Origin of the sequence: Pseudomonas sp. KBW05 (genome assembly GCF_003852405.1) — a bacterium.
Lineage (GTDB): Bacteria > Pseudomonadota > Gammaproteobacteria > Pseudomonadales > Pseudomonadaceae > Aquipseudomonas.
On record NZ_QAJM01000006.1, the window covers coordinates 1 to 13657 of the forward strand.

Annotated in this window: 15 protein-coding genes; 11 read left to right on the forward strand and 4 right to left on the reverse strand. The window is 60.8% G+C overall.

What is annotated here, in order from left to right:
• The first annotated feature begins 173 nt into the window (after nucleotides 1–173).
• From rhtA to DBR46_RS04835, 4 genes are all read left to right on the forward strand, one after another.
• Nucleotides 174–1061 carry a threonine/homoserine exporter RhtA gene (gene rhtA, locus DBR46_RS04820; protein WP_017734844.1) on the forward strand — a complete coding sequence of 296 codons (888 nt, stop codon included), beginning with the start codon at nucleotides 174–176 and terminating at the stop codon, nucleotides 1059–1061.
• A 164-nt stretch (nucleotides 1062–1225) separates the two neighbouring features.
• On the forward strand, nucleotides 1226–1507 hold the full coding sequence (locus tag DBR46_RS04825; protein WP_027607138.1) for a hypothetical protein: 282 nt from the start codon (nucleotides 1226–1228) through the stop codon (nucleotides 1505–1507).
• A 111-nt stretch (nucleotides 1508–1618) separates the two neighbouring features.
• Nucleotides 1619–2350, forward strand: a complete 732-nt coding sequence (locus DBR46_RS04830) for an SDR family oxidoreductase (RefSeq protein WP_124525229.1) — start codon at nucleotides 1619–1621, stop codon at nucleotides 2348–2350.
• Between the two features lie 32 nt (nucleotides 2351–2382).
• Nucleotides 2383–2976: a 2-hydroxychromene-2-carboxylate isomerase gene (locus tag DBR46_RS04835; protein WP_124525230.1), complete on the forward strand. Its 594-nt coding sequence runs from the start codon at nucleotides 2383–2385 to the stop codon at nucleotides 2974–2976.
• On the opposite strand, the gene DBR46_RS04840 is transcribed toward DBR46_RS04835, so the two are convergent.
• The 3 genes from DBR46_RS04840 to DBR46_RS04850 all read right to left on the reverse strand — a co-directional run bounded on the left by DBR46_RS04840 (nucleotide 2969) and on the right by DBR46_RS04850 (nucleotide 6490).
• Nucleotides 2969–4777, reverse strand: coding sequence for an aminopeptidase P family protein (locus DBR46_RS04840; protein WP_124525231.1), 1809 nt, complete (start codon nucleotides 4775–4777; stop codon nucleotides 2969–2971). The two genes, DBR46_RS04835 and DBR46_RS04840, sit on opposite strands and share 8 nt — an antisense overlap.
• 49 nt (nucleotides 4778–4826) lie before the next feature.
• Nucleotides 4827–5987 (reverse strand): cysteine desulfurase family protein, encoded by a 1161-nt coding sequence (locus DBR46_RS04845; protein ID WP_124525232.1) that lies wholly within the window; start codon nucleotides 5985–5987, stop codon nucleotides 4827–4829.
• A 233-nt stretch (nucleotides 5988–6220) separates the two neighbouring features.
• On the reverse strand, nucleotides 6221–6490 hold the full coding sequence (locus tag DBR46_RS04850) for a hypothetical protein (protein ID WP_124525233.1): 270 nt from the start codon (nucleotides 6488–6490) through the stop codon (nucleotides 6221–6223).
• Nucleotides 6491–6888: 398 nt separating this feature from the next.
• Between DBR46_RS04850 and msuE the strand changes: the two genes are divergently transcribed.
• The 4 genes from msuE to DBR46_RS04875 all read left to right on the forward strand — a co-directional run bounded on the left by msuE (nucleotide 6889) and on the right by DBR46_RS04875 (nucleotide 11056).
• A complete protein-coding gene (gene msuE, locus DBR46_RS04860; protein WP_124525235.1) occupies nucleotides 6889–7452 on the forward strand; it encodes an FMN reductase in 564 nt (187 codons plus the stop codon).
• Between the two features lie 9 nt (nucleotides 7453–7461).
• Nucleotides 7462–8604 (forward strand): FMNH2-dependent alkanesulfonate monooxygenase, encoded by a 1143-nt coding sequence (gene ssuD / locus DBR46_RS04865; RefSeq protein WP_124525236.1) that lies wholly within the window; start codon nucleotides 7462–7464, stop codon nucleotides 8602–8604.
• A 148-nt stretch (nucleotides 8605–8752) separates the two neighbouring features.
• Complete coding sequence (locus DBR46_RS04870) at nucleotides 8753–9940, forward strand: acyl-CoA dehydrogenase family protein (RefSeq protein ID WP_124525237.1); 1188 nt, start codon at nucleotides 8753–8755, stop codon at nucleotides 9938–9940.
• Between the two features lie 12 nt (nucleotides 9941–9952).
• Nucleotides 9953–11056, forward strand: coding sequence for a sigma-54-dependent Fis family transcriptional regulator (locus DBR46_RS04875; protein WP_124525238.1), 1104 nt, complete (start codon nucleotides 9953–9955; stop codon nucleotides 11054–11056).
• Here DBR46_RS04875 and DBR46_RS04880 read toward each other — a convergent pair.
• Complete coding sequence (locus DBR46_RS04880; RefSeq protein WP_124525239.1) at nucleotides 11045–11410, reverse strand: antibiotic biosynthesis monooxygenase; 366 nt, start codon at nucleotides 11408–11410, stop codon at nucleotides 11045–11047. The two genes, DBR46_RS04875 and DBR46_RS04880, sit on opposite strands and share 12 nt — an antisense overlap.
• A 100-nt stretch (nucleotides 11411–11510) precedes the next feature.
• On the opposite strand from DBR46_RS04880, the gene soxR reads away from it, so the two are divergent.
• The 3 genes from soxR (at nucleotide 11511) to DBR46_RS04895 (ending at nucleotide 13619) form a co-directional block, all read left to right on the forward strand.
• Nucleotides 11511–11960, forward strand: a complete 450-nt coding sequence (soxR, locus tag DBR46_RS04885) for a redox-sensitive transcriptional activator SoxR (RefSeq protein WP_124525240.1) — start codon at nucleotides 11511–11513, stop codon at nucleotides 11958–11960.
• A 74-nt stretch (nucleotides 11961–12034) separates the two neighbouring features.
• The gene (locus DBR46_RS04890; protein ID WP_124525241.1) at nucleotides 12035–12496 is read left to right on the forward strand and encodes a VOC family protein; all 462 of its coding nucleotides are present in this window, start codon (nucleotides 12035–12037) and stop codon (nucleotides 12494–12496) included.
• Between the two features lie 247 nt (nucleotides 12497–12743).
• On the forward strand, nucleotides 12744–13619 hold the full coding sequence (locus DBR46_RS04895; RefSeq protein WP_124525242.1) for an alpha/beta fold hydrolase: 876 nt from the start codon (nucleotides 12744–12746) through the stop codon (nucleotides 13617–13619).
• Nucleotides 13620–13657 lie beyond the last annotated feature (38 nt).

The following is a 13657-nucleotide window of genomic DNA, read 5'->3' on the forward strand; positions in this document are numbered from 1 at the left end:
ATCTGCCGTCAACCGTTAATTTGGTTTTTCTATCAAACAAGCCAAAAAAGCCGAGCTCCCTCTATATAGAAGGACCAAACCAAGATAATTGAGCAATATATTGCTCAACCACAAACAGTTAAGCATCATAGCGCCCACTGCCTCTCTAAATATGACCTCGGACGAACACCCCAATGACCACCTCCCCCCGCAGCCTGGCCTCGGCATTGTTTCCGGTCGGCCTGCTGTTGATCGCCATGGCGTCTATTCAATCCGGCGCCTCACTGGCCAAAAGCATGTTTCCTATAGTCGGAGCACAGGGCACCACAACCCTGCGTCTGGTTTTCGCCAGCGTGATCATGCTGCTTCTATTGCGGCCATGGCGCGCCAAGCTGACGGCAAAGTCGCTGCGTACCGTGGTCATCTACGGCATCGCGTTGGGCGGCATGAACTTTCTCTTCTATATGTCGCTGCGCACAGTCCCGCTGGGCATCGCCGTAGCGCTAGAATTCACCGGGCCGCTCGCCGTAGCCATCTACGCATCGCGACGAGCCGTCGACTTCCTGTGGATTGGCCTGGCAATCATCGGCCTGCTGCTGTTGATCCCCATGGGAGAGGCCAGCCACGGCATCGACTTGATCGGCGCCGCCTACGCACTGGGCGCCGGCGTCTGCTGGGCACTCTATATCCTGTTCGGGCAAAAAGCCGGCAACGACAACGGCGTCCAGACCGCCGCATTGGGTGTGATGATCGCCGCCTTGTTTATCGCGCCAATCGGTATCGTCCATGCCGGCGCCGCACTGCTCACTCCCGCCCTGATCCCCGTCGCCATCGGCGTTGCCATTCTGTCCACGGCCTTGCCCTACACCCTCGAGATGGTTGCACTGACGCGCCTCCCCGCCCGCACCTTCGGCACCCTCATGAGTATTGAACCCGCATTCGGCGCACTCTCTGGCCTGTTATTCCTGCAAGAACACCTGTCCCTGGCACAATGGCTGGCCATCACCTGCATCATTCTGGCCTCCGTCGGTGCCACGCTAACAATGCGTAACGAATCAAAGCCACTGGTTGCGGCAGATTGAGGCATCTTTGCAGGTAGCTCTGGTATTTGCCGCTCATTTAGGCCATGTTTAAGCCGTAAACGAATGTCATTCATGGAGATTTTCGACAGGGACAGCGCGAACGCTACACTCGAGAGCGAGTAGAGCCAGCTTCAAGCATCGCGAAGCGGCTATTAAGGATAGGAATGAAGCGAATTTTGATACTGTTGATGGTCGTGGCCATTGCTGGCTGTGCCGCGACCACTAAAACAGAAGTAAAACGGGGCAAAAAAGGGCTGCACATCAACTGTTCCGGCCTATCGTCTTCTTGGGACCAGTGCTACACCAGCGCTACCAACTCCTGCGGTGCCAAAGGCTACCGGGTTATCGCCAAGTCCGGTGACAACTCCGAGGAACCAGGGGACTATCCCTTCGGCCTCAACCCTGCCGGCTACACCAGTCGCAGCATGATTGTCATCTGCAAATAATCGCCCGAGCAGTCACCCTCCGACTGCTCAGATTTAATTCCTGCGACAAACCCAGCCCTTCGCGGCGCTGCGTCTAGACTCCTGCTCGACTATCGAGCCAACGGAGTTCCCATGACGCACAACAAGAAAATCGTATTGGTAGTGGGCGCCGGTGACGCCACCGGCGGCGCCATTGCCAAGCGCTTCGCCCGCGAAGGCTATGTCGCCTGTGTCACCCGCCGCAGCGCGGACAAATTGCAGCCTCTGGTGGACAGCATCCGATCCGCAGGCGGCGAAGCCCATGGCTTTGCCTGCGATGCGCGTAAGGAAGATGACGTGATCGCATTGGTCGAACAGATCGAAAGCGCGCTGGGCCCCATTGAAGCGTTCGTCTTCAACATCGGCGCCAACGTCCCCTGCAGCATCCTCGAAGAAACCGCACGCAAGTACTTCAAGATCTGGGAGATGGCTTGCTTCTCCGGGTTCCTCAATGCGCGCGAAGTCGCCAAGCGCATGGTCACCCGCAACCGAGGCACCATCCTGTTCACCGGCGCTACCGCAGGATTACGGGGCGGCGCTGGCTTTGCCGCATTCGCCGGGGCCAAGCACGGCATTCGCGCGCTTGCACAGAGCATGGCGAGGGAACTGGGCCCGAGGAATATCCACGTCGCCCATGTGGTGGTCGATGGTGCCATCGACACCGACTTCATTCGCGACAATTTCCCGCAGAAATACGCCCTCAAGGACCAGGACGGCATTCTCAACCCCGAGCACATTGCCGACAACTATTGGTACCTGCACAGCCAGCCACGTGACGCCTGGACGTTCGAACTGGATCTGCGCCCCTGGAATGAACCCTGGTAAGCCCCCATAACAATAAGCAGAGAGCATCAGCCATGCGTAAAACCCTGGAGTTCTTCTTCGACCTCGGCAGCCCCGCCACCTATCTGGCGTATACCCAACTGCCGGCACTGTGCGCCGAAACCGCAGCCCAACTGGTGTACCAGCCAATGTTGTTGGGCGGAGTCTTCAAGGCCACCGGCAATGCGTCCCCCATCAGCGTCCCTGCAAAGGGCCGCTACATGTTTGACGATCTGGCGCGTTACGCCCAGCGCTATCAGGTCACGCTCAAGTTCAACCCGCACTTCCCGATCAACACCCTGATGTTGATGCGTGCTGTCACCGGTATCCAAATGCGTCAGCCTGAACGTTTCGACGATTTTGTCGATTGCCTGTTCCGCGCCCTCTGGGTAGACGGCCTTGACCTGGGCGATCCCGCCGTCATAACCAAAGTACTCACCGAGCACGGCTTTGATCCGGGCGAAGTCCTGGCCCTCGCCAATGATGAAAGCGTAAAAACCGCCCTCAAGGACAAGACCGAACAAGCCGTGCAACGCGGCGTGTTCGGCGCACCCAGCCTGTTTGTAGGCAATCAGCTGTTCTTCGGTCAGGACCGTCTGGAGTTTGTGCGCGAAGCCTTGCTCAAATAGCCGCCGTACGCACCTGCAACCACTCAAGCGCAGCGCCACTGAGCAACGGGCTCAGGCGCTCGCGCACTTCGGCGTGGTAAGCGTTGAACCACTCGCGCTCGTCCGCCGTCAGCAGCGACGGCTCCAGGCAGCGTGTGTCGATCGGGCACAAGGTCAGGGTTTCAAACTTGAGGAACTCACCAAACTCGGTCTTGCCCGCTTCGCGGTTCAAGACCAGGTTCTCGATACGCACGCCCCAACGTCCCGGGCGATAAGTACCCGGCTCGATCGACGTGATCATGCCCGGCTGCATCGCCGTTTGCGGCGCGGCCACGGCCTGGTAGGCGATTACCTGTGGGCCTTCATGGACATTGAGGAAATAACCTACACCGTGGCCTGTACCGTGGCCGTAGTCCACACCCTCGGCCCAGATCGGCGCGCGGGCGATGGCGTCCAGCAATGGTGACAGGATGCCCTTGGGGAAATGCGCACGGGACAGGGCAATCACCCCCTTGAGCACCCGCGTGCAATCGCGCTTCTGCTCGTCACTCGGCGTACCGATCGGCACCATCCGCGTGATGTCCGTGGTACCGCCCAGGTACTGGCCACCCGAGTCGATCAGCAACAACCCATCACCTTCGATCAGCGCATGCTCTTCTTCGGTGGCGTGGTAGTGCGGCATCGCCCCGTTGGCGTTGTACGCAGCGATGGTATTGAAACTCAGCGACACATAACCCGGACGACGGGTACGCGCGGCGGTCAGGTGCTCATCGATGGTCAGCTCGGTGATGCGTTCGCGGCCCAACGCACTGTCCAGCCAGGTAAAAAACTCACACAACGCCGCGCCGTCCTGCTCCATGGCCTGACGGATATGTTCCGCGTCCGCCAGGCTTTTGCGCGATTTGGCCAGAGTGGTCGGGTTCAGCCCTTCCAGGAGCTTGACGCCGGTATCAAGGTTCTCCAGCAAGCCCGCCGTGACGCGCGCCGGATCGATCTGCACACTGGCTCCCGCTGGCACCGCGCGCAATGCATCGGCCACTTCGTTGTAATCACGCAGGGTGACGCCGTCCTGCTCCAGCACCGCGCGCAACGCTGCATCGACTTTGCTCAGTGCCACAAACAACGTGGCCTGCTCTTGATTGATCAACGCAAAGGACACAAACACCGGGTTGAACGACACATCGGCGCCACGCAGGTTGAACAGCCACGCGATGTCATCCAGGGTGGCGATAAAGTGCCAGTCGGCGCCCTTCTCTTTCAAGCTGGCGCGCAGTGCGGCGAGCTTCTCGCCACGGCTGACAGTGGCCTGCGGCGGCAGGTGTTGATAGATCGGCTGGTTCGGTAACGTCGGGCGGTCTTGCCAGACCTCGTTCAGCAGGTCGATATCGGTACGCAGGCGTGCGCCACGTTCCCCGAGTTTGCCACCGAGCGTACGCGCTGAAGCCACGGCCATTACCGCGCCATCCACTGCCACCACACCACCTTCCGGTGTTTGCTCGGCCAGCCATTCCAGCGGCCCAGGTTGGCCCGGCTGCAGCTTCACCAACTCGATACCGCTGCCCTTGAGTTCCTTGGTTGCCTGTTCCCAATAGCGGCTATCTGCCCATACCCCGGCGAAATCTGCAGTGACAATCAGCGTACCCACCGAACCATGAAACCCCGACAACCATTGCCGCCCCTGCCAGTAGCCCGGCAAATACTCGGACAAGTGCGGGTCGGCTGACGGTACCAGCAAGGCATGAATGCCCTCGCGGCGCATCAGTTCGCGGGTCTGCGCCAGGCGCTGGGGAACCGTTCCATGGGTCAAGGGCTGCGTACTCATTGTGTCTCCTGCTAACCACGAATAATTATTATGTGTTGCGAAAAATGGATCAGACCGCCCAGAACGCCGGTGCGCTGGCCAGTGCCGCCTTGATCAACTGCGCGGCCTGGTCGATATCCTGCTCGGTGGTAAACCGGCCCAGGCTCAAGCGAATGGTACGGCCGGCGCTACGCGCGTCATGCCCCAACGCCAGCAGCACGTGGGACGGTGCATTGCTTGCCGAATTACACGCCGAGGTCGCCGAAAACGCCAGACCTGCGCTCAACGCCGCGGCATTGAATTCGCCCTCACCGAAAGTGAGGCTCAGAGTATGGGGAATCCGCTGTGTCGCGCTGCCATTGAGGCGCACACCCGCAACGCCTTCCAATTGATCCAGCAGGCGCTGGCGCAAGGCCACGATGACAGCCTTCTCTTCAGCGAATGACGCCGCCGCCAAGGCGAACGCCGTACCCATGCCGGCAATCTGATGGGTCGCCAGGGTACCGGAGCGCAAACCGCCTTCGTGACCGCCGCCGTGGATCTGCGCCAACACCTTCTGCTGCGCCCGCGGCCCGACGTACAACGCGCCAATGCCCTTGGGGCCGTACAGTTTGTGCGCGGAAAACGACATCAAATCCACCGGCCATTGCGCCAGGTCGATTGCCACCTTGCCGGCCCCTTGCGCTGCATCCACATGCAACAACGCGCCATGCTCACGCACCCGCGCGCCAATGCCCGGAATGTCGTTGAGGGTGCCCAACTCGTTGTTCACCAGCATCAACGACACCAGGAAGGTGTCTTCACGCAACGCTTCGCTCACCGCGTCGGCAGTGATCAGCCCATCGGCGTCCGGCACCAGGTAAGTCACGGCTACGCCGGCTTCCTGCAGTTGCCGCGCGGTGTCCAGCGTGGCCTTGTGCTCGATCTGGCTGGTGATGATATGCCCACCCGCCACGCCACGCGCCTGGGCCACGCCCTTGATGGCAAGGTTGTTGGATTCGGTGGCGCCGGACGTCCAGACGATCTGCTCAGCCTGGGCGCCCACCAGCTCGGCCACCTGGCGGCGCGCCTGTTCAACCGTTTGCCGGGCCGCTTGGCCGAACGCGTGGGAACTGGACGCAGGGTTGCCGAAATTGGCGTTGAAACCCAGACACTCAACCATGACGTGGATGACCCGCTCATCCACCGGCGTGGTGGCGGCGTAGTCGAAATACAACGGACGTTTATTCATGACGTTAAAGACTCGCAGAGCAGGTTCCCGAGAGCAGCGTCTCAGGGGCATCGACCGGGACAGAGGTCGTCAGGTTTAACCGATCGAATGCCATTAAAAAAGGACCACTTTAGGTAAATGTGCGTAGGAACGCTCCTGAAATTCAGCTTAACAGGCTGAAGTCGCGCCATGGAAAACAAAAAGCCCGAGGTTTCTTAAAGAAATCCTCGGGCTCTTCACTGCCACCACCGCACTCAACTAGGCCGACCATGCAGGGTCACGCTGCGTTCGGCGTTCATCTCGCCCCTGCGATCAAAGCCGAACGGCTTCTGTGGCTGGCCAGTCAGCGCGGCGCGCTGCTGTTGGTATTCATCAAATGACAAACCACGACGGCTCAACGCTTCCAGCGCCAACTGTTTGCTTTCCTCTGCCGAGTACGGGCGCAACTCGGGGGACGGATGGGTCGCACATCCAGTGAGGACGGCAGTGACAAGCAACAAGCAAACAGCAAGGAATCGGTTCATGGCGGCGGCTCTGCGAAGTGGGTTTCAGTCAATGAACACAGGCTACTCCCGCGCCTTCGCAGTGAAAAATCACCTCCCGTGATAGTCGCTATCAGCCATCGAGGCACCTTCAATCGTCGGCCCTTTATATTTCTTTATGATCTATAAATATGGAAATACGTTCATTTACGGAATAAACCTAACCCTCTATAAATGGCCACACACCAAACCGGAACTGTTCGCCACGCAACTGTTGCCCAGGCAACAGCCATTCAACAATTCATCAGGCAGGCAACACCCGCTGGTTTCAGCTACGAGCCCACAGCCCACGCCAATCAAGGCCCGCAGCCATTGGTACAGCTCTTGCTCAACACGTTGCACCTACTTGCTACGAACCCCTGTTGAAAAAGGAACTGTTCATGACCCGTCCCCTGAATGTCGTTGCCCTCTCCGGCGGAACCTGGCGCCCGTCCCGGACCCTCGTATTGACCCAAGCGGTGCTGGCTGAACTGGCCACCTTGCTACCGATCCAGACCACCTTGATCGAACTGGGCGACATTGCCCGGCCATTAGGCGGCGCCCTTTCCCGCGAGGAATTACCCGCCGACGTCGAAACGCAACTGTTGGCCATCGAACAGGCCGACCTGCTGATCGTCGCCGCGCCGGTCTATCGCGGTTCCTATCCTGGGCTGCTCAAGCATCTGTTCGACCTGGTCGGCCTCAACGCACTGATCAACACCCCGGTGCTGTTGGCTGCGACCGGCGGTAGCGAACGCCACGCTTTGGTCCTCGATCACCAACTGCGCCCACTGTTCAGCTTCTTCCAGGCACTGACCTTGCCGATCGGCGTGTATGCCACCGAAGCCGATTTCACCGATTACCACATAACCAGTGAGCCTTTGAAGGGCCGTATCCGCCTTGCGGCAGAACGCGCTGCACCGTTGTTTACAGCGCACTCCCCCTCTCTGCTGAAAATCGCCTAAGGATTTGTCATGGATGTTTTCTGGTTTCTGCCGACCCACGGCGACGGTCATTACCTGGGCACCACACAGGGTGCACGGCCGGTCACCCTCAACTACCTGAAGCAAGTCGCGCAAGCCGCTGACAGCCTCGGTTACTACGGCGTGCTGATTCCTACCGGACGCTCGTGCGAAGACTCCTGGGTCATCGCCTCGGCGCTGGTGCCGCTCACCGAACGCCTGCGCTACCTGGTGGCGATCCGTCCGGGCATCATTTCGCCGACCGTCTCGGCACGCATGGCCGCGACCCTGGACCGCCTGTCCAACGGTCGCCTGCTGATCAACGTGGTCACCGGCGGCGACCCCGACGAAAACCGTGGCGACGGCAGTTTCCTCGACCACAGCGAACGCTACGAAGTCTCCGACGAATTCCTCAAGATCTGGCGCCGCGTGTTGCAGGGCGAATCGGTAGATTTCGAAGGCAAACACCTGCGGGTGCAGAACGCCAAGGCCCTTTACCCACCGGTGCAGAAGCCGTATCCGCCGCTGTACTTCGGCGGTTCCTCAGACGCCGCCCACGACCTCGCCGCCGAACAGGTGGATGTGTACCTGACCTGGGGCGAGCCGCCCGCCGCCGTCGCAGAAAAACTCGCCGATGTGCGTGAGCGCGCCGCCCGCCATGGCCGCACCGTTAAGTTCGGCATTCGCCTGCACGTGATCGTGCGCGAGACCGAGGAAGACGCCTGGAAAGCCGCCGACAAACTGATCGAACACATCAGCGATGAAACCATCGCCGCCGCGCAAAAGTCCTTCTCGCGTTTTGACTCCGAAGGCCAGCGCCGCATGGCCGCGCTGCATGACGGGCGCCGCGACAACCTGGAGATCGCCCCCAACCTGTGGGCCGGTGTCGGCCTGGTGCGCGGCGGCGCCGGCACCGCGCTGGTGGGCAACCCGCAGCAAGTGGCCGCGCGCATCAAGGAATACGCGGACCTGGGGATCGAGAGCTTCATTTTCTCCGGCTACCCGCACCTGGAAGAGGCCTATCGCTTTGCCGAGTTGGTGTTCCCACTGTTGCCGGAGCCGTACGCCAGCCTGGCCGGGCGCGGTATCACCAACCTCACCGGGCCGTTTGGCGAAATGATTGCCAACGATGTGTTGCCCACGACAAAGGCCTGAGTGCAATGAGATCGGCTTTATGTGGGAGCGGGCTTGCTCGCGAAGGCGTTGTGTCAGTCAAAGATATATTCACTGATCCACCGCATTCGCGAGCAAGCCCGCTCCCACATTTGCCCTTCATTGCCAGATAAAAAATGAGGAACACCGCGTGACAGCCAAACCCCACAGCGTCCTGCCCTCCCCGTTGCAGACCGCCAAACTGCTGGCCGCAGAATTCGCCCTCAGCGCCGTCGAACGCGACGAGCGCGGCGGCACGCCCAAAGCCGAACGTGATGCCTTGCGTCACAGCGGCCTGCTGGCGCTGAGCATTCCCACCCAATACGGCGGCCTCGGCGCACGCTGGAGCGACACCCTCGGCATCGTGCGCGAATTCGCCAAGGTCGACAGTTCCATCGCCCACGTCTTCGGCTTTCACCACCTGATGCTGGCCACCGTGCGCCTGTTTTCGCGCCCGGACCAATGGCAACCCTGGTTCGAACAGACCGCGCGCAAGAACTGGTTCTGGGGCAACGCCCTCAACCCACTGGACACGCGCACGGTGGTCAAGGACTTCGGTGGCTGGCGCGAATTCTCCGGCAAAAAGAGCTTCTGCTCCGGCGCCAGCGACTCGGAAATGCTCATCGCCTCGGCGGTGGATGAAAGCGCCGGCGGCAAGCTGCTGATCGCCGCCATCCCCAGTGGGCGCAGCGGCATCACCTTGCACAATGACTGGAACAACATCGGCCAGCGCCAGACCGACAGTGGCAGCGCCAGCTTCGAGCGGGTGCGCGTCGAAGAATCCGAGCTGCTGCTCGACCCGGGCCCGCTGAGCACGCCGTTTGCCTGCCTGCGCCCGTTGATCGCCCAGTTGACCTTCACGCACATGTTTCTCGGCATTGCCGAAGGCGCCTTTGAAGAAGCACGCAACTACACCCTCACCGAAACTCGCGCCTGGCATAAATCCTCCGCCATCGACGTACGCAACGACCCGTACGTGTTGCATCACTACGGCGAGTTCTGGGTGGCGCTGGAAGGCGTGCGTCTGTTGGTGGAGCGCGCCGCCGAGTTGCTCGACCAGGCGTGGGCCAAGGGCCCCAACCTCAGCGAACACGAGCGCGGCCAACTGGCGATTGCCATCGCCACCGCCAAAGTCGCCGCCACCCGCCAGGGCCTGGAGTTGTGCAGCCGGCTGTTCGAAGTCACCGGCGCGCGCTCCACCCACGCGTCGCTACGCCTGGACCGGCACTGGCGCAACCTGCGCACCCAGAGCCTGCACGACCCGCTGGACTACAAGCTCCACGAACTGGGGGACTGGGCGTTGAACCACTCCCTGCCCATTCCGACGTTCTACTCCTGAGAAGAGGTGCCCATGCAGCTATTAACCCTACCGCCCTCGCCCGCCCTTGCGACCTCGATCCGCGCCACCGCCCAGGTCTTCGAAGACCCCAAATCCCAGGCGCTGCTCGACCACATCCAGCAAGTGGCGCCCAGCGAAGCCAGCGTGTTGATCATCGGCGAGACCGGCACCGGTAAAGAGTTGGTGGCGCGGCACATCCACAACCTCAGCGCGCGACGCAACCGGCCATTCGTGGCGGTGAACTGCGGGGCGTTCTCCGAATCCCTGGTGGAAGCCGAACTGTTCGGGCATGAAAAAGGCGCCTTCACCGGCGCCCTCAGCGCCAAGGCCGGCTGGTTCGAAGAGGCGGACGGCGGCACCTTGTTCCTCGATGAAATCGGCGACTTGCCGATGGCGATCCAGGTCAAACTGCTGCGTGTCCTACAGGAGCGCGAAGTCGTACGCCTGGGTTCACGCAAGAGCATTCCGATTGATGTGCGCGTACTCGCCGCAACCAACGTGCAATTGGAGAAAGCGATCAATGCCGGGCATTTCCGCGAAGACCTGTACTACCGCCTCGACGTCGTCAGCCTGGAGCTCAGCCCGCTGCGCGAGCGCCCCGGCGATATCCTGCCGCTGACCCGGCATTTTATCGAAGCCTACAGCCAGCGCCTCGGCTACGGCCCGATCACCATCAGCCGCGAGGCCGAACACAAGCTGAAAAGCTACAGCTGGCCGGGCAATATCCGCGAGCTGGAAAACGTGATTCACCACACCCTGCTGATCTGCCGTAACGGCGTGATAGAGAGGGACGACCTGCGCCTGTCGAACATGCGCATCGAGCGCCAGGACGACAGCGGGCACGGCACCGACAACAGCGCCGCAGCGTTACTGGAGCGCGCCTTCCAGAAGCTCTTCGAAGAACAGGCCGGCGCCCTGCATGAAAAAGTCGAAGACGCGCTGCTGCGTGCCGCCTACCGCTTCAGCCATTACAACCAGGTGCACACCGCCAACCTGCTGGGCCTGAGCCGCAATGTCACCCGTACGCGGCTGATCAAGATTGGCGAGTTGGCCGTGAACAAGCGTCGCCCCGGCGAAAACCTGCAAGGCGAACGCATGTTGCACTTATCCATCTAGGCGGCAGTGCAAGGCGTTGTCATGGCTGCGCTCGAAACTGCGCAGCACCTGAAACGAACCGAAGGTCACGGCCGTGGCCTGGTGGGCGCGGATCAGCGTCCAGAAATCTTCCTCGCCATGCTCAAAGCATTTGAACGCCGCCTCGCCGTCCTCACGGGAGCGCCATTGCAGATAATTGAGCACCCGCCGCCCATCGTCGCTGACCTGCACACTGGCATTGATAAAACCGCCATGGCCTTGCGCCAGGCGCTCGCTTTGGGTGCTCAACGCGGCCACCAGGGCGAATTGCTGGCGGGGCTCGATCTGAAATTCGATCAATTGAGTGAAGCTGCGATTCTTCTCTGATACCTGCATGAACACTCCCCTTTCTCTGTAGGCAGAATCTTGCGATCCGATGCCACGCAGGGTAAAACCTCTAGTTAAGTCAAGGTCAAGCACTGTCAGGGGTTTTTGCATGATCCACAAGGAACTCACTGTCGGCCAACTGGCGGCGCGCAGCGGTGTAGCGGTGACGGCACTGCATTTCTACGAGAACAAGGGGCTAATCAAAAGCAACCGCAACGCGGGTAATCAGCGACGTTACCCGCGAGATGTGTTGCGCCGCGTGGTGGTAATCAAGATCGCCCAGCGCCTGGGAATTCCCTTGGCGACGATTGGCGAGGCGCTGCAAACACTGCCGGATGGCCGCACGCCGACGGCCAAGGATTGGGAACGCCTGTCGGCGCTGTGGCGCGAGGACCTGGATGAGCGCATCAACAAGTTGTTGCTGCTGCGCGACAAGCTCAATGGCTGTATTGGCTGTGGCTGTCTGTCGTTGGAGGCGTGCCCGTTGCGCAATCAGGGTGATCAGTTGGGTGAGCGTGGGCCAGGGGCACAGTTGCTGGAGCCCGCCACACATCCCTGAAGGGTGGCTGCCTTGGAGGCGTGACCTATAGTGAAAAAGCCGTCCCTCCAAAACCACCACCTAAGGAGAACGAAATGAGCGTCAAATCAATCCCCGAGGGCTTTCATAGCATTACGCCATATCTCGGCGTTAAAAAAGCCGCCGAAGCTATCGAGTTCTACAAGAATGCCTTCGGCGCCACGCAAGTCATGCGCCTGGACATGCCCGACGGCAGCGTCGGCCACGCCGAACTGCGCATCGGTGATTCGCCGATCATGCTCGGCTCACCCTGCGATGAAAGTGCCTTCGGTAGCCCGCGCGACGGGCATACCAGTGTCGGCATCCATCTCTATGTGGATGATGTAGACGCGCAGTACAAACGAGCCATCGCCGCGGGTGGCACCGTGATCTCGGAACCCAAGGATCAGTTCTACGGTGACCGCTCCGGCACGCTGAAAGACCCGTTTGGCCATGTGTGGTTCCTGGCCACCCACCAAGAGGACCTGACCGAAGCGCAGATTCGCCAGCGGGCCATGGAAATGTTCCAGCAAGGCTGAGGACTAGCACAAAACCAATGTGGGAGCGGGCTTGCTCGCGAAAGCGGTGGATCAGTTAAATGACCTGTGACTGACACACCGCCTTCGCGAGCAAGCCCGCTCCCACACAAGCTCGTTCCCATGTTGGATCTTCATTGATTGAAAGACCTTTCCTACACACTTCATGAACACCCCCTCCACGCTTTGCCCCTTGCCTCCTACACCGGGTAATTCCACGATGCAGACCATTCTCACAAGGGGTCATTCCATGTTCGCCGGTTTCCAGAAAGACCGCTGCCACGTCAATGGCGTCGATATCAGCTACCGCAAAGGCGGCACGGGCCCCGGCCTGCTTCTGCTGCACGGGCACCCGCAAACCCACGTGATCTGGCACAAAGTTGCCGAGCAGTTGGCCCGACACTTCACCGTGGTCGCCGCCGACCTGCGGGGTTATGGCGACAGCAGCAAGCCGCCTGCCGATGACCAACACGCCAACTACTCGAAACGGGAAATGGCCCGGGACAGCGTCGAACTGATGCGCGCCCTAGGCTTTGACACCTTTTCGGTATTGGCCCACGACCGTGGCGCCCGCGTCGCCCATCGCCTGGCCCTGGACCACCCAGGCACCGTGCAACGCCTGGTGCTGCTGGATATCGCACCCACGCTGGCGATGTACGCGCAAACCAACGAAGCCTTCGCCCGCGCCTACTGGCACTGGTTCTTCCTGATCCGCCCAGCGCCGTTGCCGGAAGCCTTGATCGAGAGCAACCCCGAACTGTATTTGCGCAGTGTGATGGGCAGTCGCAGCGCCGGGCTCAAGCCATTCACCGAGGAGGCCTTCGCCGAGTACCTGCGCTGCATCAAACTGCCGGGCGCCGCCAACGGCATCTGCGAAGACTATCGCGCATCGGCGGGCATTGACCTTGAACACGACCAAGCGGATATCGACGCGGGCAATCACCTCAACCTGCCGTTGCTGGTGCTGTGGGGCGCCGAAGGCACAGTCGGGCGCTGTTTCGAGCCGCTCAAGGAGTGGCAGCAAGTCGCCACTAATGTGCGCGGCAAAGCCCTGCCCGCCGGTCACTACCTCGCCGAGGAAGCCCCCGAGTTGTTACTGGACGAAGTCCTGGCCTTCCTGCACTGAGTGCTATTCTGGCGGCTCATGCCGCCACGTCTGCTTGT

What these genes read in the sequence shown, in the direction of transcription:
- rhtA (WP_017734844.1), top strand. Translation starts at nt 174, where the DNA reads ATGACCACCTCCCCCCGCAGCCTGGCCTCGGCATTGTTTCCGGTCGGC.
- DBR46_RS04825 (WP_027607138.1), top strand. Translation starts at nt 1,226, where the DNA reads ATGAAGCGAATTTTGATACTGTTGATGGTCGTGGCCATTGCTGGCTGT.
- DBR46_RS04830 (WP_124525229.1), top strand. Translation starts at nt 1,619, where the DNA reads ATGACGCACAACAAGAAAATCGTATTGGTAGTGGGCGCCGGTGACGCC.
- DBR46_RS04835 (WP_124525230.1), top strand. Translation starts at nt 2,383, where the DNA reads ATGCGTAAAACCCTGGAGTTCTTCTTCGACCTCGGCAGCCCCGCCACC.
- DBR46_RS04840 (WP_124525231.1), bottom strand. Translation starts at nt 4,777, where the DNA reads ATGAGTACGCAGCCCTTGACCCATGGAACGGTTCCCCAGCGCCTGGCG.
- DBR46_RS04845 (WP_124525232.1), bottom strand. Translation starts at nt 5,987, where the DNA reads ATGAATAAACGTCCGTTGTATTTCGACTACGCCGCCACCACGCCGGTG.
- DBR46_RS04850 (WP_124525233.1), bottom strand. Translation starts at nt 6,490, where the DNA reads ATGAACCGATTCCTTGCTGTTTGCTTGTTGCTTGTCACTGCCGTCCTC.
- msuE (WP_124525235.1), top strand. Translation starts at nt 6,889, where the DNA reads ATGACCCGTCCCCTGAATGTCGTTGCCCTCTCCGGCGGAACCTGGCGC.
- ssuD (WP_124525236.1), top strand. Translation starts at nt 7,462, where the DNA reads ATGGATGTTTTCTGGTTTCTGCCGACCCACGGCGACGGTCATTACCTG.
- DBR46_RS04875 (WP_124525238.1), top strand. Translation starts at nt 9,953, where the DNA reads ATGCAGCTATTAACCCTACCGCCCTCGCCCGCCCTTGCGACCTCGATC.
- DBR46_RS04880 (WP_124525239.1), bottom strand. Translation starts at nt 11,410, where the DNA reads ATGCAGGTATCAGAGAAGAATCGCAGCTTCACTCAATTGATCGAATTT.
- soxR (WP_124525240.1), top strand. Translation starts at nt 11,511, where the DNA reads ATGATCCACAAGGAACTCACTGTCGGCCAACTGGCGGCGCGCAGCGGT.
- DBR46_RS04890 (WP_124525241.1), top strand. Translation starts at nt 12,035, where the DNA reads ATGAGCGTCAAATCAATCCCCGAGGGCTTTCATAGCATTACGCCATAT.
- DBR46_RS04895 (WP_124525242.1), top strand. Translation starts at nt 12,744, where the DNA reads ATGTTCGCCGGTTTCCAGAAAGACCGCTGCCACGTCAATGGCGTCGAT.